21 protein-coding genes and 1 pseudogene are annotated in these 24,944 nt (G+C 24.6%); 19 read left to right on the forward strand and 3 right to left on the reverse strand.

Annotated features, from left to right (window positions below; genetic code table 11):
- Window positions 1–33 precede the first annotated feature (33 nt).
- Together HMPREF0216_RS12670 and HMPREF0216_RS17780 are read right to left on the reverse strand one after the other, a co-directional pair.
- Window positions 34–912: a DUF2156 domain-containing protein gene (locus HMPREF0216_RS12670; RefSeq protein WP_005214895.1), complete on the reverse strand. Its 879-nt coding sequence runs from the start codon at window positions 910–912 to the stop codon at window positions 34–36.
- 167 nt (window positions 913–1,079) lie between these two features.
- On the reverse strand, window positions 1,080–1,385 hold the full coding sequence (locus HMPREF0216_RS17780; RefSeq protein ID WP_083875430.1) for a hypothetical protein: 306 nt from the start codon (window positions 1,383–1,385) through the stop codon (window positions 1,080–1,082).
- A gap of 195 nt (window positions 1,386–1,580) precedes the next feature.
- Between HMPREF0216_RS17780 and HMPREF0216_RS12675 the strand changes: the two genes are divergently transcribed.
- Complete coding sequence (locus tag HMPREF0216_RS12675) at window positions 1,581–2,114, forward strand: hypothetical protein (RefSeq protein WP_040419906.1); 534 nt, start codon at window positions 1,581–1,583, stop codon at window positions 2,112–2,114.
- A 92-nt stretch (window positions 2,115–2,206) separates the two neighbouring features.
- Here HMPREF0216_RS12675 and HMPREF0216_RS12680 read toward each other — a convergent pair whose 3' ends face one another.
- Window positions 2,207–3,109, reverse strand: a complete 903-nt coding sequence (locus tag HMPREF0216_RS12680) for a radical SAM protein (protein ID WP_005214898.1) — start codon at window positions 3,107–3,109, stop codon at window positions 2,207–2,209.
- Window positions 3,110–3,328: 219 nt separating this feature from the next.
- Between HMPREF0216_RS12680 and HMPREF0216_RS12685 the strand changes: the two genes are divergently transcribed.
- From HMPREF0216_RS12685 to HMPREF0216_RS12770, 18 genes and pseudogenes are all read left to right on the forward strand, one after another.
- Window positions 3,329–4,339: a cell division protein ZapA gene (locus tag HMPREF0216_RS12685; protein WP_005214899.1), complete on the forward strand. Its 1,011-nt coding sequence runs from the start codon at window positions 3,329–3,331 to the stop codon at window positions 4,337–4,339.
- A 185-nt stretch (window positions 4,340–4,524) separates the two neighbouring features.
- Window positions 4,525–6,885, forward strand: coding sequence for a U32 family peptidase (locus HMPREF0216_RS12690; RefSeq protein ID WP_005214901.1), 2,361 nt, complete (start codon window positions 4,525–4,527; stop codon window positions 6,883–6,885).
- Between the two features lie 11 nt (window positions 6,886–6,896).
- Window positions 6,897–7,247 carry a DUF2207 domain-containing protein gene (locus tag HMPREF0216_RS12695; protein WP_005214903.1) on the forward strand — a complete coding sequence of 117 codons (351 nt, stop codon included), beginning with the start codon at window positions 6,897–6,899 and terminating at the stop codon, window positions 7,245–7,247.
- A 9-nt stretch (window positions 7,248–7,256) separates the two neighbouring features.
- On the forward strand, window positions 7,257–9,614 hold the full coding sequence (locus tag HMPREF0216_RS12700; RefSeq protein WP_005214905.1) for an endonuclease MutS2: 2,358 nt from the start codon (window positions 7,257–7,259) through the stop codon (window positions 9,612–9,614).
- 64 nt (window positions 9,615–9,678) lie between these two features.
- Window positions 9,679–10,119: pseudogene (locus HMPREF0216_RS12705) on the forward strand (2-thiouracil desulfurase family protein); the annotation flags it as partial.
- Window positions 10,120–10,134: 15 nt separating this feature from the next.
- A complete protein-coding gene (locus HMPREF0216_RS12710; protein WP_005214908.1) occupies window positions 10,135–11,136 on the forward strand; it encodes a hypothetical protein in 1,002 nt (333 codons plus the stop codon).
- Window positions 11,137–11,260: 124 nt separating this feature from the next.
- Entirely contained in the window at window positions 11,261–11,497 is a 237-nt protein-coding gene (locus HMPREF0216_RS12715; protein WP_005214910.1) for a DUF1292 domain-containing protein, read from the forward strand.
- Between the two features lie 123 nt (window positions 11,498–11,620).
- Complete coding sequence (locus tag HMPREF0216_RS12720) at window positions 11,621–12,496, forward strand: DMT family transporter (RefSeq protein WP_005214912.1); 876 nt, start codon at window positions 11,621–11,623, stop codon at window positions 12,494–12,496.
- Window positions 12,497–12,717: 221 nt separating this feature from the next.
- Window positions 12,718–15,594 carry a DEAD/DEAH box helicase gene (locus HMPREF0216_RS12725; RefSeq protein ID WP_005214914.1) on the forward strand — a complete coding sequence of 959 codons (2,877 nt, stop codon included), beginning with the start codon at window positions 12,718–12,720 and terminating at the stop codon, window positions 15,592–15,594.
- 22 nt (window positions 15,595–15,616) lie between these two features.
- The gene (locus HMPREF0216_RS12730; protein ID WP_005214917.1) at window positions 15,617–16,405 is read left to right on the forward strand and encodes a tetratricopeptide repeat protein; all 789 of its coding nucleotides are present in this window, start codon (window positions 15,617–15,619) and stop codon (window positions 16,403–16,405) included.
- Between the two features lie 59 nt (window positions 16,406–16,464).
- Window positions 16,465–16,812, forward strand: a complete 348-nt coding sequence (locus tag HMPREF0216_RS12735) for a hypothetical protein (RefSeq protein WP_005214920.1) — start codon at window positions 16,465–16,467, stop codon at window positions 16,810–16,812.
- Window positions 16,813–16,909: 97 nt separating this feature from the next.
- The gene (gene idi / locus HMPREF0216_RS12740) at window positions 16,910–17,428 is read left to right on the forward strand and encodes an isopentenyl-diphosphate Delta-isomerase (protein WP_005214922.1); all 519 of its coding nucleotides are present in this window, start codon (window positions 16,910–16,912) and stop codon (window positions 17,426–17,428) included.
- Between the two features lie 81 nt (window positions 17,429–17,509).
- Window positions 17,510–17,839, forward strand: coding sequence for a hypothetical protein (locus HMPREF0216_RS12745; protein WP_005214923.1), 330 nt, complete (start codon window positions 17,510–17,512; stop codon window positions 17,837–17,839).
- A 19-nt stretch (window positions 17,840–17,858) separates the two neighbouring features.
- Window positions 17,859–18,272 carry a hypothetical protein gene (locus tag HMPREF0216_RS12750; protein ID WP_005214924.1) on the forward strand — a complete coding sequence of 138 codons (414 nt, stop codon included), beginning with the start codon at window positions 17,859–17,861 and terminating at the stop codon, window positions 18,270–18,272.
- A 210-nt stretch (window positions 18,273–18,482) separates the two neighbouring features.
- Window positions 18,483–21,677 (forward strand): type I pullulanase, encoded by a 3,195-nt coding sequence (pulA, locus tag HMPREF0216_RS12755; protein ID WP_005214925.1) that lies wholly within the window; start codon window positions 18,483–18,485, stop codon window positions 21,675–21,677.
- Window positions 21,678–21,833: 156 nt separating this feature from the next.
- A complete protein-coding gene (locus HMPREF0216_RS12760) occupies window positions 21,834–22,796 on the forward strand; it encodes a YbgA family protein (RefSeq protein ID WP_040419909.1) in 963 nt (320 codons plus the stop codon).
- A gap of 142 nt (window positions 22,797–22,938) precedes the next feature.
- On the forward strand, window positions 22,939–23,751 hold the full coding sequence (locus tag HMPREF0216_RS12765; protein WP_051040719.1) for a TerC/Alx family metal homeostasis membrane protein: 813 nt from the start codon (window positions 22,939–22,941) through the stop codon (window positions 23,749–23,751).
- 125 nt (window positions 23,752–23,876) lie between these two features.
- Window positions 23,877–24,827, forward strand: a complete 951-nt coding sequence (locus tag HMPREF0216_RS12770; protein ID WP_040419910.1) for a DUF6414 family protein — start codon at window positions 23,877–23,879, stop codon at window positions 24,825–24,827.
- The last annotated feature ends 117 nt before the right edge of the window (window positions 24,828–24,944 follow it).

The following is a 24,944-nucleotide window of genomic DNA, read 5'->3' on the forward strand; positions in this document are numbered from 1 at the left end:
TTAAATAGTAAAAACGTATTTAAGGCTAAAGAGCTATGAGAGATTCCTTAATACTTCTACAGGGTGATATGATAATTTTGCTTTTTTTAGTCCCGTAGAACCACAATCCTCTTCTCGATTAACAAAAGTGGTAGAACTAAAATTTCGTATTAAAAATTCTCTATTAATAAATGAATAAACGCCTTTATACTCTTTATTACATCTTTCAACATGAATTATCGCAGTGTTTTTAAATGTTTCACCAATAGAAAATCCAACTAAGTTATTATTAACATATATACATATTGAGCTTAAATTTAATTCATTTAATTTAAGAAGAATATCTTCAATTGCAGAAATTTCTATACTCATTTCTTCGCAGCAGACATAGTTGTCATTATGCCATTTTTTTAATAGTCCTATACAATCTTCAATTTTCTTAAGAGAATCCACTGTTGAAATAGTATAATCATAATTTTTAACAAAATAGTTATATTGATTCTTTTTAGAGTGATATTTTTTTCCTTGTAAATCAATTAAGTCTTTAGTATTGTATATATACTCATAATCATTTCTATCTTCTATAATTCTATAGTTTAGATTAGTATATTTTTTCAAATCGTTTATAAATGTGTCTTCAATATCACCAAGTAAATAAATGTTATTAGTAGGACAAATAATCTTTAGTTTTTCTATTAGTTCTTGAAGATTTTCTTTTTTATAACCATAGGGCATCATAAAAAAATTTCCTTTAGATGGTTCATTTTTATTTATTACTAAACAGTTATCAATAATTGAAAATTTAGTGTTGCTTAAGTTACGCCATAAATATAATGAAACAAATGAATATTCATAAGATTTTGTATCAATAATATTTTCATAATTCTTAAATAAGTCTTTATCTTCAAGAGTCAAAAGTTTAAAGTTTTCCAATTTATCATCCCCTAAGTTAAGAAAATAAAAGTATATGATATATTATTAATAATTTAAAAAACATGTGTATAAAATTTCTTTTTAACCTTTTTTAAGATAGAATTTTAGAGTTTAAATGAAAAATAATAAAAGATATGTATATAGCTTGTACATATCCTTTATTATTTTTACTTATCGTATTTAAATTTTATTATAACTTCTTTGATTTCTCCCTTAGAATTTTTTCTAATTACAAAGGATTTAATATAATCAAAATTGTTATTTAATTGGTGATTTAATTCGTGAATTGTAGCTTTACATTTTTTGACTAAATCTCCATCTTCAATAACTGTAAATCTTGATTTTTTACAAGTTGTTTCATTTTGTAAATCATCAACTATTACATAATATTCAGTACCCTCTTCAATAACATAATATTCTTTATTTATAGTAAGACTATCACATAAAGTATTATTTATACATTTAACTTTTATATATACAACCTCTCTTCAGATAAATTCATATTGATTATAACTTATATTTTAGTAAAATAATATTGTAATATCCTATAAAAATTAATAAATACATTTTACAAAACATCATAGAATCTTGTATAATCTTAATACTAGCAAATATATTTTCTAAGATAAAAAAGAAAAGTATATTATTTAATTTTACGGAGGATGGAAATGGACTTAAATACTAGAGTATTAGATGAAAAAATAAATTTATTAAAAAAATCACTTGAAATTGTTGGAGGTACTTCATATTTAAATGGGGAAAATACAAATAATGATACATTACTTCAATTGATACTAGAGAAAGCTTTTAATGGAGAAGTTGTTAAATTTGATGTAAATAATAATAGTTACAGTATTCAAGAACTATTAAAAAAGAAACAAGCCTATGAAATATATTTTTTAAAGAATAAATCAAAAGCATTACAATCAATTGTATTTAAAATAAAAAAATATGATACATCACTTGATTCATTAATTAGAAAATATAAAAAATGTAGAGGACTAGAAGAGTATAACGAAATATATAATACTATATCTAAAAGATATAGATTAGATATTAATAAAATTGTTTTATCAGAAATTGATGAAGAAGTGGTTTCTGCGTTAACTATTGAGGATGAAGCAAAATACTATGGTGAGTACCTAGATCAAAAGAAAAAGCAAATTATAGATGGAGTAATTAGCAAAATGGGGATAGTTTAATTAGCTATCCTTTATCTATTTATAATAAAGAAATATATAAATAAAAAGAAGCTAAGACTGTAGAAAGATATAATCTACTACAGTCTCAGCTATTAACAGCCTTCGTTGTTGAATTTTGGGATAAACTCTATTGAGTTAGAACCTTCACCTTGAATGAATCCATTTTTTATGCCTATAGATAAAGCATAGTCTATTAGTGAATCGTATAATTTAGGATTTAAAGTTTTATTTATCTCAGGATATTTATAAGCTTCAAATAAAGGAACGTATTGATTCATTAATGATATATATATATCATCTTTGAATGTACTATAAATCAAATCTACTACTTTTTTTGAATCAAATAATAATCCAGGTAATAATAAGTGGCGAATTATTACACCTTTAGTTATTAGTCCGTCATTATTAAATATGGGTTTACCTGTTTGTTTAACCATTTCTTTAATAACATTTAATGCATTTTTAGAGTAGTTAGATACCTTTGAATATTTTTTTGCATATTTATCATCAAAATATTTAAAATCAGGTAAATATACATCGATTAAACCATTTAAAGATTTTATTGTATCTAATGAATCAATTGAATTTGTATTATATATAATAGGAATTTTTAAACCATTAGATTTTGCAATTTTTAAAGATTCTATGATTTGTGGAACATAGGATGTTGGTGTAACTAAGTTTATATTATTGGCTCCTTTGTGTTGAAGTTCTAAAAAAATCTCTGATAAACGTTCTATAGATATCTCGATACCATTTCCATCTTGTGAAATATCACTATTTTGACAAAATACACATTTTAAATTGCAATTAGAAAAGAATACAGTACCTGATCCGTTTTTGCCTGATATACAAGGTTCTTCATAGAAGTGAAGAGCAGCTCTAGCAATTTTGATATTTTTACCACTATTACATGCACCTGTTTTTTCATATCTATTAATATTACAATTTCTTATACAAAGATTACATTTAGTTAACATATTTAAATCTGTCATATAAACACCTCAAAAAAAGTATAACAGTATAAAATTTAATAATCAAAGGTTTTATTGTAATTGAAATATTTTACTGAAAATTAAATTTAATATATAATTATGTGACAAATAATTGTAAAATACAAGTATTTAGTATATCTTATTATGATGTTTTCTATAGTTATTTTATGTTAATTATGATATAATTGTTTCATAAATTAGCATAGTGAGAGGTGTAGAATGAATACGGTAACGGTTAATATAAATGGTGTCGAATATAACTTAAGAGGAAAAGAAGATGAAAAGTATTTACTTGATGTTGCAGCTTACGTTGATAGTAAGATAAGAGAAATTTCTGTAAATAATAAAAAGCTTAGTATAGGTTCTGCAGCAGTATTAACAGCTGTAAATATAGCAGATGAGCTTTTTAAATGTGACTTAGAAATAAATGATATAACAAAGAAAAAAAACTCGCTTGAAGAACGCCATCTTACTTTAAAGGAAAGGTTAAGGGAACTTAAAGTAGAGATAGAAGAAGGTTCAAAGGCAAGAGCAAATGAGGTTGATTCATTAAAAAATATAATTTTTTCTATGGAGGAAAAATTAAGAGAGTTTGAAAGTATAAAAGCTCAAAAGGAAAGTTTACAAAATAAAGTAGAAGAATTGTCGGTTAATCTAGAAGAAAAAAATAGAAGCATAGAAATTCTAAATGAAGAAGTTAACAAATTAAAAACTGAAAATGATAAGCTTACAAATAGTCTAGATAATTGTACAGAAGAAATTAAAAACATGGTTGCTATTGAGGATTATGAGGATGTAACAAGTAAATTACAAAAAGTTCAAAGAATAAATACTATTTTAATTTCTGAAAACAATGAATTAAAAGAAGAAAAAGCTAATAATAAAAGTGAAATAAATAAGTTGAAATTAGAAAATGATAATTTGAAAGATAATCATGAACAATTAATTGAAAAGTTTGATGAAAAAGAAATCCAGTTTAAAGAAATAACAACTGATATTAAAATAAAGAGTGAAGAAAAGATTACTTCATTAACAAATAAAGTAAGTCAAATGGAAAGTGAATTACAAGACAGTAAAAAGAAAAGACAAATGTTAAAGGAGCGTAACAAAGAGTTAGGTTTTCAGGTGCAAAATTTTAAATACAAGGTTTTGGATTTAGAAAAGAAATTAATGGATGCTCAGTTTGATTTAGCCATTGAAAAAAAAGAAAAAAATCCTTTATTAAGATAAGTCTGTTCAAATATTGGACAGACTTATCTTAATAATAAACAAGTAATTAAGAAATATAGAAAACTAAGGTTATTTATGTTATAAATTAAGTAAACAAAAGATTAATAATATATATTTAAAATAAAAATACTATGATTAAATTTAGATTTTAAATATAAAAGAAATTAAAATTAGGAGAGATTTTTATGAATAAAATAGAAGTGCTAGCACCAGCAGGAAGCATGGAAAGTCTATATGCAGCAATAAATAAAGGTGCAGATGCAGTGTATTTAGGAGGAAATAAATTTTCTGCAAGAGCATATGCATCTAACTTTGATAATGATAATATGCTTAAAGCAGTAGATTATGCTCATAGTTATGGTGTAAGTATTTATGTAACTATAAATACAATATTAAAAGAAAATGAAATACAGGAAGCATTAAAATATGTTGGATATCTCTATGAAATAGGTGTAGATGCATTAATAATACAAGATTTAGGTTTGTTTAAAAGAATTAAAGAAGAGTATCCAGATTTTGAACTTCATGCATCAACTCAAATGACAGTACATAATGGGGAAGCAGCAGTCTATTTTAAGAATAAAGGCTTCCATAGAATAGTTTTATCTAGAGAAATGACATTAGAAGAAATAAAACATATATCGAAGGATTTGTTAATAGAAACAGAAATGTTTGTACATGGGGCGCTTTGTATTAGTTATTCTGGTCAATGCTTAATGAGTTCCATTATAGGTGGGAGAAGTGGAAATAGAGGTAGATGTGCACAACCTTGCAGAATGGAATATACGCTAAAAGGTGAAAAAACTGGAGAGCAAAGAGGATATTTATTAAGTCCAAAAGATATGTGTACTATTGAAAATGTTAATGAGATTATTGAAAGTGGTACATATTCACTAAAAATTGAAGGTAGAATGAAAAGACCAGAATATGTAGCTGGAGTGGTAGATAATTATAGAAAAGCAGTAGATAAATATCTATTTAAACAAAAATATAATGAAAAAGAAGGAAAAGGACAATTATTACAATTATTTAATAGAAGTGGTTTTACTAATGCTTATTTAAAAAGTAATACAGGAAGAGATATGATGAGCTATAATTCACCTAAAAATGCAGGTGTTCCTCTAGGAAAAGTTGATTCATTAGGTGAAATTATATTACAAGAAAATATATCTCTAGGTGATGGTGTAAGATATAAGGATAAAGGATTTACTGTTAGTAAAATACTGTTAAATGGTAAGGAGATTAACGAAGGTAAAAAGGGAGATAAGGTAAAGCTATTTCCTATTGATTATAAAAAAGGTGATAATCTTTTTAAAAGCTTAAATAAAAAGTTATTTGATGATTTAGAAGAGTATATAAAGCCATATACCAAAAAAATATCATTAGATGCAAGAGTTAATTTTATTGTAGATAAACCTTTAGAGTTAATAATTAAATATAAAAATAAGGAGTATGCTTTTTTAGGTGAAGTTGTACAAAAGGCAGAAAAGAGACCTTTAGATAAAGAAAGAGTAGCAGAAGCAATAAAGAAATGTGGAGATACACAATTTAAAATTGATAATATAGAGTTTGAGAGTTTTGAAGATGGTTTTTTAAGAATAGCAGATTTAAATTCTTTAAGAAGAGATGCAATATTATCACTTACTAAATCTATTTGTAAAGAATATAGACGTGTAAGACCTATAAAAAATACAGAGTCTAGAAATTCTACATATATAGAAAATAAAAAATTAAAGGAAATTTATAGCTGTATAACAAAAGAACAATTAAAAGCTTTAATAGAATGTGGAGCTACAGATGTTGCTATTGATTTATTTAGTAGAGAACTTAATGCATTAAGATATAATGATATAGTTGATTTATACAATAAAGAAGGTAAAAATGTAAATATATATATTAAGACATCATCAATAATTAAGGGTGAATTTAAACAAATTTGTAATACTATAGAAAAAGTTATGCCGTATATAAAAGGGCTAATAACTGCAAATATAGGATTAATAAGTGTATTTAAAGATAAATTAGAAATAATAGGTGATTATAAATTAAATATAATGAATTCTCAAAGTCTTAGTTTTTACCAAGAAGAAATTTATGCACCTACTTTAAGTATGGAATTAAATAAGACTGAAATGAAGTCCATAACAAAGAATAATAAAGGAAATATTTCTTTAGTTGTTTATGGAAAGCCTGAACTTATGATAAGTGAATATTGTCCTATTGGTAGTACTTTTGGTGGAAGAAAAACTAATGTTAATTGTAATGGAATTTGCTCAAAAGATAAATTCACTTTAATTGATAGAGTAAATGAGAAAAATAGAGTTATGACAGATTTATTCTGTAGAAGTTATATTTTAAATCCAGTACCACTTAATTTATTTGATGAAATAGATGATATAAAGGCTATGGGAATAAATATATTAAGATTTGATTTTAGAGATGAAAATTACGATGAAGTTAAAAGAATACTATCAATTTATAAAAATAATATGACTTACGAGAAAAAAGAATTTACAAAGGGTCAATTTAGAAGAGGAATAGAGTAAGAGGTGAGTATATGAAGTTTATTGCAAGTATTTCTTTAATTGCAGTATTTATTTTTGGAATAATAAAGATGAGAGAAGCATCATCTGAAATAAAAAGTATATGGTTTAGGGAGTTATCTAATAGCAACAAATTAAAAGTAACAAGTAAAGTAAAAGAAAGTTGGAAGAAAACAATAATATTGTTGGCTATAACAATAGCGGCTATGCTAATAATTATATCGTTATTTATAGGGAAAACTCATAATAATGACAATTTAGTTAGTATTGTTATGTTAATAGTTTCAATTATAGTTTTATTTTTTATTATTTATTACAATAAAAAATTTAAAAAAGAGTTAAATAATTTTAAAAATCAAATTTAGGAGAAGTTTATGAAAGAAAGAACTTTAAAAATATTAGAATTTAATAAAGTTAAAGAAAAGCTAAGAAAATATGCAATAACTAGTGGTGGAAAAGAGCTTATAGATAACTTAGAGCCATATAAATCTATATATGAAGTTGAAAAGAAATTAGAGGAAACAAATGAAGCTTTAGATATATTAATCAGAAAAGGTACACCTCCGTTTGAAGGATTACATGATACTCGTGCTGAAATAGCTAGAGCTGCTAAAGGTGGAGTTTTAACACCAGGGCAACTTATAAAGATTGGTTCAATGCTTAGATGTTCACGTCGCTTTAAAGAGTATGTAGTAAGAAAAGAAGAGGAAATTGGATATAAGCATTTAGAAGATTTGGCTTATATTTTAGTACCATTAAAAGGGCTTGAATCTGAAATTGATAATGCAATTATTTCTGAGGAAGAAATTAGCGATAAGGCAAGTGGAACTTTATATAATATAAGAAGAAGTTTAAAAGAAAAAAATTCCTCTGTTAGAGAAAAAATAAATTCAATAGTAAGAGCTAATTCAAAATATCTTCAAGATTCCTTATATACAATGAGAGGAGACAGGTATGTAATTCCTGTTAAAGCAGAGTATAAAGGAGCTGTGCCAGGGCTTGTTCATGATCAAAGTTCAACAGGAGCTACTCTTTTTATTGAACCTATGAGTTTAGTAAATTTAAATAATGAAATTAAAGAGCTTATGTTAAAAGAAAAGGCAGAAATAGAAAGAATATTAAGTGAGCTTTCTTCAAAGGTTTATAATAATATCGATGTAGTTACAAGTAATAGCAATATATTAAAGGAATTAGATTTTATATTTGCTAAGGGAAAATATGCTTCTTCATTAAATGCAATTTTACCTAAAATAAGAAATGATAAAAGTTTCGATATTATTGGAGGAAAGCATCCTTTAATAGATCAAAAAATAGTAGTTCCTTCAGATGTGTATTTAGGAGATGAATTTACTACACTAATGATTACAGGTCCTAATACTGGGGGTAAAACAGTTACACTAAAGACAGTAGGACTACTTCATTTAATGGCATTAAGTGGATTACTAATACCTGCTAAAGATGGTTCTAGTGTAGGATTCTATAAAGAAATATTTGCAGATATAGGTGATGAACAAAGTATAGAACAAAGTTTATCTACTTTTTCAGGTCACATGACTAATATAGTAACAATATTGGATGATGCAGATGGAGATTCTTTAGTATTATTTGATGAGTTAGGTTCAGGAACGGATCCAGCAGAAGGATCAGCCCTTGCTATAGCAATAATTGAAACTTTAAGAGACAGAGGTGCTAGAATTATAGCTACTACGCACTATAGTGAGTTAAAAGGTTATGCATTAAGAACAATAGGTGTTGAAAATGCATCTGTAGAGTTTGATGTAGAAACATTAAGACCTACATATAGGTTATTAATAGGAATTCCTGGTAAATCTAATGCTTTTGAAATATCACGAAGATTAGGATTAAGTAATGATGTAATAGAAAAAGCTAAAAATTCAATGTCTAAGGAAAATTTACAATTTGAAGATTTAATTAGAGATCTTCAAGAGAAAAGTATACTTGCTAATAGAGATGCAAGAGAAGCTAAAAAACTTAGAGATGAAGCTGAAAATCTAAAAAATAAATATAATGAAAAAATTAACAAATTAGATAAGATAAGAGATAAAGCATATGAAGAAGCAAGGTTAGAAGCTAAAAATATTATAAGCAAAGCAAAAGATGAAGCTGATGAAATAGTTAAAGCTATGAGAGAGCTTGAAAAAATGGGCATAGCAGAAGGTGGAAGAAATAGACTAGAGCAAGAAAGACAAAAATTAAAGGCTAGCTTAGAAGAAAAAGAAGCTGCAATGATTAAAACAAGAGAAAATCAAGGGGAAATTATAAAAAAAGTACAATTAGGTATGGAAGCATTTTTACCTTCATTAAATCAAAGAGTAATTATTGTTTCAAATCCAGATAATAAAGGCGAAGTTCAAGTAGAAGCTGGTATTATGAAAATAAATGTTAAACTTAAGGATTTAAGGAAAGTAAATGAAGAACCTAAAAAGAAAGAAAAGAAAAAACGTGAAGTTAAATTAAATTTAAAATCTGTTGATAGTAGAATAGATTTAAGAGGCATGGATTCAGAAGAAGCTTGTTACAGAACAGATAAGTATTTAGATGAAGCATATATGAGTAATTTAGGTGAAGTAACAATAGTTCATGGAAAAGGTACAGGAATTTTAAGAAAAGCTATAAACGATATGCTAAAAAGGCATCCTCATGTAAAATCCTATAGGTTAGGAGTATATGGAGAAGGAGGAGATGGAGTTACAATTGTAGAATTAAAATAAAGTTTAAAAGTCATTTTAAACCCTCTATTAATATGCTATAATTAGCATATTAAGGAGGGTTTTTATGTATATTATTAGCGCATGCTTATGTGGAGTTAATTGTAAATATAACGGTTTAAATAACTATAATGAAAAATGTAATGAGTTATTTATTTCTGGAAAAGCTATATTAGTTTGTCCTGAACAACTAGGGGGGTTATCTACTCCAAGAGTGCCTAGTGAACTTCAGGATAATACTTTAAATATAATAAAGAAAAATGGGAAAATACTAAATAAAGATGGAGAAGATGTAACAGAAAATTTTTTAAAAGGTGCTAGAGAGGTAGCCACTATTGCAAAAAAATTAAATATAAAGAAAGCAATATTAAAAGAAGGAAGTCCATCTTGTGGAGTAAACTATATATATGATGGTACTTTTACAGGAAATAAGATAAAAGGGAATGGAATAACAACTGAATTATTAAAAGCATTAGATATTGAAGTTATAAGTGAAGAAGCTTTAGACAGGAGGTAATATAATATGGGTGTTTTTGATTTTTTTAGAAAGAAGAAAGAAAATAGAGTTGAAGAAGAAATTAACGATATTTTAGAAGTTAAAGAAATTGATGAATTTGATGTTGTAGAAAATGAAAATAATAATGAAGAATTTAATTATAATTTTATAGTAAGTAATGAAGAAGAGTATCATAATAAAGAAAATTTAACTAAAGAAGAAATAAATCGATTGATAGTAAGTGAAATATTAAAGGTTGTTGATAAATCTACTGCATTTAATAGCATGGAGATAGCAGCATTAGAAGCAGCTAAAACTATAGGAATTGAAAATATAGATGATTTAACAGTATATTTGCATGAACGAATTGCTAAGCCACATTTTATGAATGGAAGATATGATGGGCTTGGAGAGTGGAGAATGGCTATTGAAAATGCTGTTTTAACTATTCTTTATGCATTTAAACAATATGGAGTTGATGAACTACTTAAAATTGCTAATGAATGTAATAATAATAGTATTAAATGTGTTAATTTATTATGTAAATTAGCAGAAAATAATATTGAAACAGAAAAAATAGTTGATTCAATAATTTATATTATGAAGAATTATAAAGAAGAGTTTGTTGTTAAGACGTTAAACTTTTTATCACAAGTAAAGGGTAATGATAAGATTATAAAGGTATTACAAGTATATAATAAAAAATATATTTATGATAAGAATATTGAAGGTGCTTATGATACTACCTTAAACTTAATAAATGTAACAGGTACTTTTACTAAGGAACAATTAGTGTTTTTAAAGGCTATAGCATTAAGTGATAATAAAATAAAATCTACATTAATATTAAGAAATGAAGATGGAAATGTAGATTTATCTGGTGTTACAGAAGAATTAAGACTTAAAGCTGCCCTTACATTCTATTCTTTACATAATAAGGATGAACAAATTAATGCTAAATTAATGTATTTAAGAGATAATTCTTTAGATTTAGATCTTAGAAAATATTTAAATGATATATTGAAATAATTTTTTCATAACCTATACTTTAATTGAGTATTTACTAATTTAAAGTATAGGTTATATATTTTTATTCATATTTTAGCTTTATTTATATAATACTAATATTATAAAGTTAAAAGGAGAGATTTATATGCCAGAAAAGACTATGAAATTTACAGATGATGAAGGAAATAAAGTTGAGTATGCTATTTTAGAACAAAAACTTATCAATAATACTGAATATGTTGCTATGGCACCAGTAAATAATAAAAATGATGTTGAAATATTTAAAATAAAGTTTGATAAGGATTGGAATGAAACACTTATTCAAGTAGAATCAGAAGTTGAACTTAATATGGTTAGGCAAGTTTCAAATGTAAAATTTTAATCAATGAAAGAGGCTATATTGAATTATATATGCCTCTTTTATATTTTATAATAAAGTTAAGTATAGAATATGTAAAATATATATGATAATCTATATAAAGAATATAAAAAAATAGGAGGATATATGAATAATATTAGTAATAGAAGTAAAGGAATAATATTTATAATAATTTCTGCATTTGGTTTTGCTATGATGTCAGCTTTTGTTAAGCTATCAGGTGACTTACCATCATTTCAGAAAACATTTTTTAGAAACTTAGTATCATGTATAATTGCATTTATTTTAATAGTAATAAAAAGAGAGAGTTTATTTGGTAAGTTAGAAAATCAAAAGATTTTAATAATGCGTTCGCTTTTTGGTACTATTGGAATAGTGTTTAATTTTTATGCAATAGACAAATTGATATTATCTGATGCAAATATGTTAAATAAGTTAAGTCCTTTTTTTGTAATTATTTTTTCAGCATTATTTTTAAAAGAAAAGATTAATTTAAGACAAGCTATTTCTATTTTAATAGCTTTTATAGGAGCATTATTTATAATAAAGCCTAGTTTTAATTTTGATATGATTCCTTCAATAATTGGGATTTTAGGTGCTATTTCTGCTGCTGCTGCATATACTTGTCTAAGAAAGTTAGGAGGACGTGAAAAATATTATACAATAGTTTTTTATTTTTCATTTTTCTCAACAATAGTTATTTTTCCTTTAATGATACTTGTATATAAGCAAATGACATTACTTCAATTAGTTTATTTAATATTAGCAGGTGTATTTGCAAGTATAGGACAATTTGGTATTACTATAGCGTATAAATATGCACCAGCTAAAGAAATATCTATTTTTGATTACACAAATATTATTTTCTCTGCTATTATTAGTTTAACTATATTTAATGTATTACCAGATAAATATAGTGTTATTGGATATATCATAATATTTGCTGTTTCAGCAAGTATGTATATGTATAATAAAAAGTTAGATAGATTAGAAAATAAATAGTGAAAGAGGAAGAGGTTAAGTTTAAATACCTCTTCTTTTTTGTAGTATGTATAAATTATCAAATATGAATAATTATGATATAATTTTTACATTAAGTGATTCTTAGATTTACAGAAAGCTTATTTAATATATGTTTTTTTATGTTTTTTAGATAAAATTAGAATTAGATGATATTAATCTAAGAAGAGACATGTAATTGATAAATTTGGAGAGTGTATAGCATGAAGTATAGTAGTATAGATAATCCTTTAGATATTCTCCTTCAGGATATAAATAAAAAAGAAGAAATAAAAATAGAGGTTTATTTTAATAAATTAGATTATAGAGATTCTATATCTGTAGAATTTAAAATAGGTTTAAAAAATAAGCCTTCTAATAAGTTGAATGTTATTAAAGATATTAAGCAATTTTTAATATATTATGAAAATAAAGTACCTTTAAAATTTAGTAATGATTTTACATTTGATATAAGTAAACAAAAAATTTCTAATGAAGATTTAAGTTTAATTAGATATATATATGATTTGCTTGACATAGAAAAAAGAAATATAAAAATGATAAAATCATATGATAAATTAATTAATGGGAAATATATATATCCACCTAAATATTTAATGAGAGAGTTTTTTAGTATAGTAAAGGGAAGTAGAATTTATTTTAATGATGGATTTTTTAGTAGGCCTGTTGATGCAGAGATACTAGAAACAAATCCTAAACTAAATATTAGCGTTTTATTGTTAGAAAATACCTACAAAATTTCACTTGATGAAGAATTACCAATATTGATAAATAATAGGTTAGATATTATGATTTCAGGAACCACTATATACTTACCAGATAAAAATTTTATTAATAGAATAAAATCATATTATATAGTCTTTAGAGGAAATAGAGAGATTTTAATAGATAAGAATGAGGAAGGTAGAATTCTTAAAGAATTAATACCAACAATACTTAATTTAGATTTAACATTAAACTTATCTAATAATATTAAAGAAAAAGTAATATTAGCAAGCCCTGAGTTTAAGTTTTATTTTGATAAAAAAGATGATTTTTATGTATTAGATTTAAAGGTTAAATATGATAAGTATGAGTTTAATATCTTTGATAATTTTACAGAAAAAGTGATTTATAGAGATACTGATAAAGAAAAAAGTGTATTATCACTAATGAAAAGTTTAGGTTTTGATAATATTAACAATAGATTTTATATGACTTTTGGCGATGATTATATATATAATTTCTTTAAATATAAAATACATAACTTACAAGAGGTTGGAGAAGTGTTTTATTCTGAGAATTTTAAAGGAATAAAGCAACTTAATTCAAAAAGTATAATAGCAAATATATATCCAGGAAAATTTAATTATTTTGAACTTAAATTTGATATAAAAGATATTGATGAAGAAGAAATAAATAAAGTATTAAGTGCTTTTAGAAATAAATTAAAATACTATAAATTAAAAAATGGTGAATTTTTAGATATTGAAGACCTACAATTAAAAAATTTCTTAAGATTAATAGATTCATTAGATAATAATAAAATTATAAATAATAAAATTGAATTTAATAAAAATAAAGCACTATATGTTAATGAATATTTAAATAAATATCAAATGAAATTTTTAAAGGGAAAAGGATATTTAAGAAATATTAAATCTAAATTCAATAATATAGATAAATTACAATATGAACTACCTAAAAATTTTAATGGATATCTTAGGAAGTATCAGTATAAAGGATATTGTTTTCTCAGAACTATGGAGGAACTTGGATTTGGTGCTATATTAGCAGATGAAATGGGGCTTGGAAAAACTATTCAAACAATAGCATTTTTATCAGCTAAAAAAAATAGTAATAGTTTAATAGTTGCCCCCTCTTCTTTAATATATAATTGGAAAAGTGAAATTGAAAAATTTGCACCAAGTTTAAAAGTAGCTATTATAAATGGAAGTAAAGAGCAAAGAAATTTTATATTAAAGGATTATAAAAATTATGATATATTACTTACAACATATACATTAATAAAAAATGATATAGAAGATTATCTTAAAATTAGTTTTAATTATGTTATATTAGATGAAGCACAATATATTAAGAATTCAAATTCCCAAAATTCACGTTATATAAAAATGATAAATAGTGATATGAGAATTGCACTAACAGGAACACCAATTGAAAATTCAACTTTAGAACTTTGGTCAATTTTTGATTTTATCATGCCAGGATATTTATATGATGAGGACACATTTACAGTAAAATATCATAGAAAATTAAATGAAAGTAAAGAAGTATTAGATGAATTACAAAGATTGATTAATCCATTTATATTAAGAAGATATAAAAAAGACGTGGCTATAGAATTACCACCTAAAATCGAAAAGATAATAAAAGTAGAATTACCAAATGAACAAAAAAGGGTGTATAACATATACTCTAAGAAGGTATTAGAGATAGTTGAGAAAAAAATTAAAGATGATGAGTTTAACAATGGTAAAATTGAAATATTATCATATATAACAAAACTAAGACAATTAGTATTAGATCCAACTGTAATTCTTAATGATTATATAGGAGAAAATGGGAAGCTGGAAGTTTTAGTTGAATTATTGCATAAAAGTATAAATGAAGGACATAAAATTTTGGTGTTTTCACAATTTACCACTGTACTTAAAAACATAAAAGAAAGACTAAAATATGAGAGCATATCTTATAGTTATTTAGATGGAACTATTTCTTCAAAAAAGAGTGAGGAAATTATAAATGAATTTAATAATGAAGAAAAATCTGTATTTCTTATAAGTCTAAAGGCTGGAGGTATAGGATTAAATTTACAAAATGCAGATATAGTTATACATTTTGATCCGTGGTGGAATCCTGCTATTGAAGATCAAGCAACTGATAGAAGTCATAGAATTGGGCAAAAAAACGTTGTAGAAGTTATTAAATTAATAGCAAATGATACTATAGAAGAAAAAATTAATTTAATTCAAAACAAGAAGAAAAGTTTAATAAATAGCATTTTAAATAATGATAACTTAAAAGAAAATACTATTTTAAATTTAAATGAAGAAGATATTTTAGATTTGTTTAAATAAATAGATTAACTAGGAGGAAAAAATGGAACTAAACAGAGAATTTTTAAATAAATATGATAATTTAATGGCAGAAGATACAGAGAAAGCATTAGAGTTTGTATTAAATGCACTAAATAATACAAATAATTCGGACTTTTATGCATATGCTGCAGATTGCTATATGACTTTAGGTGAATTTGATAAAGCTATAGATATGATTGATAATGGACTAAAGAATGAGTGTAGAAATAAGAGCTTTGCTTTAAGTTTAAAAGGAGAAACTTTATTTTATATGAATGAGTATATAAAGAGTAAAGAAGTATTCGAAATGTTATATAAGGATAATCCTACAAGCTTTTTTGTAATAGCATATTTAATGGATATATATATTAACTTAAAAGAATATGACAAAGCTATAAGAATAGGTGAAAAAGCTCTATCTACTAAGGACTTAAATAATAATGATTCTGCATATATATCTATTACTATTGGATGGATAAAATTAAAATACTTGAATGATGCTGATAATGCTGTTATTTACTTTAATGATGCATTAAAGTTAGATGATAAATCAGGAAGAGGTTATATAGGCTTAGGCGAATATTATTTTAAAAAATGTGATTATAAAAATGCATTAATAAATTTTGATAAGGCAATAGATTTAGATGAAGGAACCATTAGTGTATATTTTAATATTGCAATGTGTTATAAGCATTTAAAGATGTATGAAGAAGCTTATGAATACTTAAAGATTGTATGTGATGCAGAAAGTGATAATAGTAAATATATATATGAAAAAAATGAAATTAAAAAATTAATAAATAATATATAATTACATAAATCTGAATTAATAAATAAAAAAGTGATTATACTAAAGTTGAGGTGATACTTATGAATGAAAGTATAGGGGTAAACTTAAGTAAAGTCATAGATAACTTAAATAAAAGAGTAAAGGTTCCTGCAATTACCCAACGAAAATATGATAAAGAGTGCTGTGAAGAAGATGACTATATTGCTTTTTACAAAGATGACGGCTTTGATAATAGTGTAGATAATGATAAATATAGTTATTTAGATGGAGAGGAATATGCTGATACTGAAGAGTTAGATGAAAATAATTATGATGAAGAATGCTCATGTAGTTGTTGTGATAATTTAGATAAGAAAACTATGGCCTTAATTGGTATGGGAGCCGTAATTGGAATAATGGGATTGTATATTTTATTTAAGAAAAAATAGGAATAATTATTAATTTAAATATAGACATCGTAAATTTACGATGTCTATATTTAAATATTGTATATTTATAATAATCTATTAAGGGAGAATATTGTTAGTGAAAGAATTTATTATATGTGTAGATGAAAATGATAAAAAGATAGGTGTAGAAGAAAAAATAAAAGTTCATAAAGAAGGCATATTACATCGAGCGTTTTCAATTTTTATATTTAATGATAAGAAAGAACTATTATTGCAAAGAAGAGCTTTAGAAAAGTATCATTCGCCTGGATTGTGGACAAACACCTGCTGTAGTCATCAACGTGAAAATGAAACTTTAAAAGAGGCAGCATTAAGAAGAATTGAAGAAGAAATGGGATTTAAATGTGAATTGAATGAAAGTTTTGTATTTTCATATAAGGTAAGATTTGATGATGGACTTATAGAAAATGAGATAGATCATGTTTTTATAGGGACATATACTGGTAAAATATTTATAAATAAGGATGAAGTTAAAGAATATAAATGGATTACTATAGAAGAGGTAATTAAAGATATTGAATTAAATCCTCAAAAGTATACGTATTGGTTTAAAGATATAATAAATAAGTATGCTGAAAACATTTTTGCAGTATAGAATAATAGCTTAAATATATATAATATGATATAATTATTATCAAAATAAAACAATTTGATAAATAATTTGAGGTGCGATATTATGACAAAAAAACCACAAAAGTATATAGAAGATATTGCTAGATCTTCTGCATATTTTTCATTTAACAATGGACCAGTAAAGGAATTATTAAATGAAGGAAAGATAACAAAAGAAGAGCTTAAAAATATACAAATATATATGCAAAATCATTTAGCATATTTATATACTGTGCTTTTAGAAGAAAATAATTTAAAAAAATTTGATTTAGTAATGAGTACTATGGACAAGTTTTATGTAGATAATAAGGAAGAAGTTATTATTCAAGATGATGGCTTTGATAACTTATTTAAGAGTTTATTTACAACACCACAAAACATAAAGATAAAATAATTAATAGGAGTAATAAATTATGTATATAGCATTTGGAAATAGAGTTATTGATAGTAATGATATAAAAAAAATAATAGAGGAAAATACTGAATTTAAAGTTATAAAGGATATGAGTAAAGGATCCAAAAGAGAAGATATTGTTGCTTTCAATTTAAGTTTAAGTATTGATGTGTTAAATGAAGAAATAAAAGATGATATGGATATTTCAGAAGCAGATGAAGATACATTATTTGAAGAATATATGGCTTTTACAGAAGAATTAGGATTTGAATTAGAAGAATATTTACCAGAAGATTCAATCGTTGATTTTAAAGCGTATAAGTGGGAGCCTTCGGATAATGATATCAAGGCAGTTATTGTTATTGCTAATGAAGAATTAGGCTTAGGTAAGTTAAAGGATGTTATGAGAAGATTATTAACACAAGTAGAATAGAAATATAAAAAGAGTAAACCGAATAAGGTTTACTCTTTTTATTTTATAAAATTAAAATTTTACTATAAAAAAAGATTAACTTTAAAGAAATAATAGGAAAATTTAACCAAAAATGATATAATAATGCTAGTGCTTAACTACCACATAATATGAAGTGTCAATCTAGTATAGAATAGAATTTATAGGCTAGAATTAAATTGAGGTGAATTTATGAGGACAATGGAATTTAATGAAAAAAAATATATTACAAATAATGAAGATGGTATTTATGGAGTTGATTTATGTCCTATATCTAATACTATAAGATTTACAGCAAAATGTGATGGAATAATATATGCATATGTTGTAGGTGATTTTAATAATTGGAAAAAATCAGATAAATATAAATTAGGATGGCAAGTTGATGTAAATGATGGAATATTAAAAATGATGAAGGAAATTAAATTTGATAATGGACTTAAAAATGGAGAATATCGATATAAATATATATTAATAGATTGTAATGGAAATGAACATTGGATAGATTCAGAAAATGGAGAGAAAAATAGTTTTAGTTTTGTATGGAAAAATGTAAATGATGTATTAAAGATATATACATCGAATAATGTAGTTACAAAATTTTCACCTATAGAACTAGTTGCAATAGCTATAGGATTATATGGAAAGGTTTCTTTTCCGGAGATAGTTTGGTCATTGCAGAATGAAGTTAAAGGAATCTATATAAAAAATGGTTATTTGTTTGTAGATAATACTGTAAATGAAGGGGAAGAAATAATTGTAAATGCACATACAAAAGATAAAAGATTATTTACAAGCAAGAAAATAATTGCTTCTAAGAAAGATTATCAAGGAACCTTAGTACATTTTTATATAGAGGATAATAATTATCAAGGAAATGATTTTATATGGAATGTATGGAGTTATGGCAAAAATAATAATGGAAAAGAATTTAACTTTGACATAAATACAGATTTTGGAGTTGCTGTATATGCTCCTAATGAAAATATAATTATTAGAAAAAAACGATGGGGAAGTGACTGGGTAAATTATTGGGAAGAGCAAACTAATTCATTTGATTTAAGTAGCAACAATAAAAATATATATATAATTGCTGGAGATGGGAGATATTATGACTCATTAAAAGATGCAATAATCATAAGTTTAACAAATATAAAGTATGCTGTAATGGATGATAAAGAAAAAATAAAAGTACATTTAACTTCCGAGCCTTTCATAGGAATTGGATTTGATTTATATATTAACAATAAAAAAGTTGAAGATATAACATTTATAACTCATGGGAAAGAAGTTGTAATTACAAATTTACCAGATGATATAAAAGCTAATGATTTAGTAGTTGTAACAACATCAAATATGTATAATCCTTGTATTGTTAGAATGGGAAAATATTTGGATAAATTTTATTATTATAAAGATGACTTAGGCGTTACTTTTAATGGAGATAAAGTATCATTCAAGTTATGGGCTCCTATCTCAAAAAAGGTAGAGTTACTTTTATATAAGGAGTGGAATGATAAAATAGGAGAAGAGTATGAAACTTTTACTATGGGCTATTTAAGTAAAAGTGGTGTATATGAAATTGTATTAAATAGATCAGATGTAGAGAATATGTATTATTTATATAAACTTTCATTTAATGAAGTTAATAGTAACGGAGAAATAGATGATAGAATAACTTATGTCGTTGATCCATATGCGTATTCTGTAGGGGTCAATGGTGACAAGGGGTTTGTGTTAGATATAAATGATACTATAGCAAAACCTTATGGGTGGAAAAATGATGTTAGTCCTAAAATTAAAAGCAAAGATGATGCTATATTATATGAAATGCATATAAGGGATTTTACAATTGATAATACTTCAGGTGTATCTAATGCATTGAAGGGTACATTTTTAGGCGCAGTACAGGAGAATACTTATTATGAGGATAAAAAAAATAATAAAATTGTAAAAACGGGTATTGATCATCTTGTAGAGCTTGGAATAACACATGTTCATTTGTTACCAGTATTTGATTTTGGATCTGTAGATGAACGTTTTCCTAACTCTAATAATAGAAATTGGGGATATGATCCTAAAAATTTTAATGTTCCAGAAGGAAGTTACAGTACAAATCCATATAATCCTGTAAATAGAATTATAGAATTCAGAGAAATGATATTTAAATTTCATAATAAAGGAATTAGGGTAGTTATGGATATGGTTTACAATCATATGATGAGTACTTTAAATATGGATAATATAGTGCCCGGATATTATTTTAGAACTGATTATTTAGGAAGATATACTAACGGTTCTGGATGTGGAAATGAAATGTGTACAGAAAGACCAATGGTTAGAAAGTTTATAGTAGATTCATGTATGCATTGGATTAAAGATTATCATATAGATGGAATTAGGTTTGATTTAATGGAATTGATAGATATTGATACTGTTAAAGAAATAGTTAGCAAATCTAATAAATATGATAAAAACTTTTTAGTATATGGAGAACCATGGAAGGGTGGAAATTCACCTATAAAAAATGGAACGTATAAAGGATCACAAAAAAATCAAAATTTTTCTATATTTAATGATACTTTTAGAGATGCAATAAGAGGAAATAATGATCCTTCTAAAGGATATATTAATGGAAATCAATATAATTCAACAATAAATTGGAGTATTATAGAAGGATTAAAGGGATCTGTATACACAATAACAAGTAAACCGAATGAAAGCATTAATTATATTGATGCTCATGATAATTATACTATTTGGGATCAAATCGAGAAGAGTCAAAACTACAATGTGGTAAATGGTAATTATAGAAAAAATATACCAGCAGATTCTTTTGATAGCATGTTTGTAAGACAAAATTTATTAGGTATAGGTATTTTAATGACAGCACAAGGTATACCTTTTATTCAGGAAGGATCTGAAATTTTAAGAACAAAACAAGGAGATCATAACAGCTATAAAAGTGATGATTTTATTAATGCTATAAAATGGAGTGATAAAATAAAATATATTCAGGTGTTTAATTATTATAAGGGGCTTATAGAAATAAGAAAGGAATTACCATTCTTTAAAATAGGTGATTCTGAAATAATTAAAAAAAATATCAATTTTAAATTTGCAAATAATGATGAAACTAGTGGAGTGATAATTTCACATATAGATTTAGGTAAATTAGGACAATGTTTAGTAATATATAATGGAACAAGTATAGATAGTTATGATGTAAATAATGATGCTCCTAAATCAACGCTAGGATATTGGACTGTTTTAGCAGATGATAAAAATGCATATAAAAATGGTTTATATACCGTTGCCAATAATTGTATTCCTAAATTAAGGTCATTTTCATTTATGATTTTATGTAGCGGGATTAATAGAATATGAGAATTTGTATAAAAATTCTAGTATATTTAGTTCTATAAAAAATTAGTAGAGCTAAGTTTACTGGAATTTTTTACTTTGATAGTAGTTTTTTAAGCTGAATAAATAGTATTAAATAAACAGAAAATATAAATACATAGATTAGAAAGGGTGTATGCTATGGATAATAATACGAAACCGATTTTGGTTGTTAGCAAATGTTTAGGCTTTGATAAGTGTAGATATGATGGAAGTATGATAGAAAATGAATTTATAGAAAAACTAAAAAAGTATGTTGAAATAATTCCGTTTTGTCCAGAGGTTCAGTGTGGTTTAAGCATTCCAAGAGATACGCTCAGAATAGTTGAATTAGATGAAAAAAAAGAATTAATACAACTTAAAACTGAAAGAAATTTAACTAATGAAATAATAAATAGCTCTGAAAAGTTTTTAAGTGATTTAAAAGAAATAGATGGATTTATATTAAAATGTAAATCACCTTCATGCGGAGTAAAAGATGCTAAAATTTATTCTAGCATTGAAAAAGGTAGTGCAGTAAAAAAAGGAAAAGGATTTTTTTCTGAAAAGGTAATTGAACATTTCCCATATTTACCCTTAGAAGATGAGGGAAGATTAAATAATTTTAAAATAAGAGAACATTTTTTATCAAGAATTTTTATATTAGCGGATTTTAGAAAAGCAAAGCTCACACTAAATTTTGATGAACTAAGGAAATTCCATATAAAAAATACAATGTTATTTATAGCGTATAATCATAAATATTCTAAGATATTAGATTCTTTAATTTTTAATGAACCCGATAATTTAGAAACTGTTTTTAAAGAATATGAATTTAATTTACATAGATTGCTACAAAGGGCACCGAGATATACATCTAATATAAATGTTATATTAAAGGCAGTAGAACAATTTAAAGATAAAATTACAGATGAAGAAATGCAATTTATTTGGAATACAATAGATAAATATAGAAATGGATATATTCCTTTTTCTGTTCTATTGTATTTAGTTAAGGGATATATAATAAGATTTGAATTAGATAATTTATTAAATCAAACATTTTTTATGCCTTATCCAGAAGAATTAATATTATTAAATGATTCAGAAAATATAATTAATTAAAAGTAGAGAAAATATATTCTAATGAAAATAAGTAATCCATATTTAAAGGTATCAGCTGTATGATACCTTTTTTTAAATAAATAAATAATTTCAAATGATATATCATATAGTATTCTGTGAAGTAATTTTAAGGAGAAATCATTTGAGAGCAAAAAAAGCATTAAAAACTTTTATTTTTTGGGTAAGCATGGCTATTATAGTAAACCTAGGTATTATTATGGTATTTGGAAAACAACATGCATTAGAATTTTTAAGTGGATATATAGTTGAATTAAGTTTGAGTGTAGATAATTTATTTCTTTTTTTAATGATATTTACTACATTTAATATTAAATTAAAATATCAAAAGCGTGTATTAACTTATGGAATAATAGGTGCAATAATATTAAGATTTATATTTATTTGGGTAGGGGTTGTAATTGTAAATAAATTTCATTGGATATTATATATATTTAGTTTCTTTTTATTTGCAAGTGGTTTAAAAATATTTTTTTCTTCAGAAGAGGTAACAGATTTTAAGGAAAGTCGCTTATTAAAAATATTAAGCAAAATAATACCTGTTAGCGAAGAATTACACAACGAAAAGTTTTTTGTAAAAGAAGGAAATATTATTTTAGCTACACCTTTATTTTTAATTTTAGTTTTAATTGAGAGTTCAGATATATTATTTGCATTAGATTCAATACCTGCAATATTTTCAATTACAACTAATCCATATATAGTTTATTCATCTAATATATTTGCAATTTTAGGGCTAAGAAGCTTATATTTTGTTTTAGCAAAGTTAAATACTATGTTTTACTATATAAAATATGGAGTAGGATTTATTTTAATTTTTACTGGAATTAAGTTATTTCTAGGATTCTTTAGTATTACTATATCAACATCTGTTTCTTTGCTAGTTATACTTATAATTTTATTAATTTGTGTGCTCATTTCTCTTATGAAAGAATAGTTTGATATAGTGGAAAATTTAATAAAGCATATAAAAAGCTAATATTATTTTGAACCTTAATAGAATAATATAATAGTGAAATATTACTTTATTAATATTAACAGTCTAAGAAAGGGGTAATGTCTTTGTTAGATTCTTTAGATTTATTAATTTATCTTGATGAAGTATTAACTAAAAATTTAAATTCTTTAATAATAAACGGCTACATAGAAAAACGTACATCTAAATGGATTGAGGATAGGACATTAACAGCTAGAAATCATATGGAAGAGAGAGAGCAAAATTACGGAGAAGATAGATCTATTTATGATGAACGTGATGGATACAAAGGTAAAAACAATACAGAGGTTGATACTATTACAAAGTCATTTGAAAATGATAATTCTCTTGAAGGAAGAAGATTTGTAAGAAGAGAGGAAGAATTAACGAGAATATATACAACATTTGAAATACATCAACAGCTAATAAGTGGATTAAATAATGCAAATTTAATAAAGGAAATAAGTGGTGATTTTTCTGATAATACAGATATTAAGGTTGGAGATTATGTGCAAATAAGCGGAGAAATTTCATCAGATTCAATGGTTTCATATATAGATACTTTTTCAAATATATTAAGTAGTATAGGAAGTGATAATTTAAATTCATATATAAATAGCACTCAAAGTTTAAATTCAAATTTAGGTTTGAATTATAATTCATTATTAGGACAAGTAAATTATTTAAAAGATTTATTAACTAGCAATAATAGCCAAGATATGATTGTAAATTGCGGAAATAGCAGTGTAGTTTTACCAGTAAATAATGATAATTTTTTAAGTTCCTATGGTAGCATATATGATAAGATGGAGTGTACTTGTAAAGTTATTGGGAAAGTGATAAGAGTATGTGATGAAAATCAATGCATTCATTTGTTAAGAAAAACTGGTCAAGCTCAATTTTATGAATCATTATTGAATTCATATACTCCATTAAAACAAATTTTAAATGACAAAGGAATATTTTTACCAAATGAACCCAAGTGTAAAGTTGAAGGGAAATCATTATTAGTTATACCTATAAGTTTGTTTATATAAATTTTATATTAATAAAATATTGATATAAGAAATAGGAATGATTATTAATTTATTATTGAGTTAAGAGTTAATGGAGAAACTATTTATGAAAATTTTTTATAAATTCAGCATAAGTTG

The organism is Clostridium celatum DSM 1785 (assembly GCF_000320405.1).
Taxonomy (GTDB): Bacteria; Bacillota; Clostridia; order Clostridiales; family Clostridiaceae; genus Clostridium; species Clostridium celatum.

Excerpts from the sequence above, each read along its gene's own strand:
- HMPREF0216_RS12715 (WP_005214910.1), top strand. The coding sequence starts at position 11,261 with ATGCCAGAAAAGACTATGAAATTTACAGATGATGAAGGAAATAAAGTT.
- HMPREF0216_RS12725 (WP_005214914.1), top strand. The coding sequence starts at position 12,718 with ATGAAGTATAGTAGTATAGATAATCCTTTAGATATTCTCCTTCAGGAT.
- HMPREF0216_RS12745 (WP_005214923.1), top strand. The coding sequence starts at position 17,510 with ATGACAAAAAAACCACAAAAGTATATAGAAGATATTGCTAGATCTTCT.
- HMPREF0216_RS12695 (WP_005214903.1), top strand. The coding sequence starts at position 6,897 with ATGAAGTTTATTGCAAGTATTTCTTTAATTGCAGTATTTATTTTTGGA.
- HMPREF0216_RS12700 (WP_005214905.1), top strand. The coding sequence starts at position 7,257 with ATGAAAGAAAGAACTTTAAAAATATTAGAATTTAATAAAGTTAAAGAA.
- HMPREF0216_RS12735 (WP_005214920.1), top strand. The coding sequence starts at position 16,465 with ATGAATGAAAGTATAGGGGTAAACTTAAGTAAAGTCATAGATAACTTA.
- HMPREF0216_RS12720 (WP_005214912.1), top strand. The coding sequence starts at position 11,621 with ATGAATAATATTAGTAATAGAAGTAAAGGAATAATATTTATAATAATT.
- pulA (WP_005214925.1), top strand. The coding sequence starts at position 18,483 with ATGAGGACAATGGAATTTAATGAAAAAAAATATATTACAAATAATGAA.
- HMPREF0216_RS12710 (WP_005214908.1), top strand. The coding sequence starts at position 10,135 with ATGGGTGTTTTTGATTTTTTTAGAAAGAAGAAAGAAAATAGAGTTGAA.
- HMPREF0216_RS12685 (WP_005214899.1), top strand. The coding sequence starts at position 3,329 with ATGAATACGGTAACGGTTAATATAAATGGTGTCGAATATAACTTAAGA.
- HMPREF0216_RS12750 (WP_005214924.1), top strand. The coding sequence starts at position 17,859 with ATGTATATAGCATTTGGAAATAGAGTTATTGATAGTAATGATATAAAA.
- HMPREF0216_RS12675 (WP_040419906.1), top strand. The coding sequence starts at position 1,581 with ATGGACTTAAATACTAGAGTATTAGATGAAAAAATAAATTTATTAAAA.
- HMPREF0216_RS12730 (WP_005214917.1), top strand. The coding sequence starts at position 15,617 with ATGGAACTAAACAGAGAATTTTTAAATAAATATGATAATTTAATGGCA.
- HMPREF0216_RS12690 (WP_005214901.1), top strand. The coding sequence starts at position 4,525 with ATGAATAAAATAGAAGTGCTAGCACCAGCAGGAAGCATGGAAAGTCTA.
- HMPREF0216_RS12760 (WP_040419909.1), top strand. The coding sequence starts at position 21,834 with ATGGATAATAATACGAAACCGATTTTGGTTGTTAGCAAATGTTTAGGC.
- HMPREF0216_RS12680 (WP_005214898.1), bottom strand. The coding sequence starts at position 3,109 with ATGACAGATTTAAATATGTTAACTAAATGTAATCTTTGTATAAGAAAT.